This window comes from Gilvimarinus sp. 1_MG-2023 (assembly GCF_030548285.1).
Genome location: NZ_JAUOSC010001458.1, coordinates 1 through 248, shown reverse-complemented (window position 1 = coordinate 248; position 248 = coordinate 1). Strand labels below are relative to the sequence as shown.

Genomic DNA, 248 nt, shown 5'->3' with positions numbered 1-248 from the left:
GAACCAGAGGGAGTCAATCATCTCACGTATCTGACGGTTGTCCAGTTCGGTAATTCCTGACCTCGCCAATACGACATAATCGTATGAACCCAGTTCGGGCTGGTGATGACGGAATGATTCCCGAATCAACCGTTTGACACGATTTCGATCGACAGCATGTCGAATTTGCTTCTTGGCTAACACAAACCCCAGACGCGGACGCTGTTGTTGGTTGCCAGAAGCAAGGACCAGCAATTGGGGAGTACTCC

The 248-nt window shown here is 50.4% G+C and carries 1 protein-coding gene; it reads right to left on the bottom strand.

The features are described from left to right. On the bottom strand, window positions 1-248 hold a 248-nt coding region (gene rnpA, locus Q4563_RS21660), incomplete at both ends, for a ribonuclease P protein component (protein ID WP_303605999.1).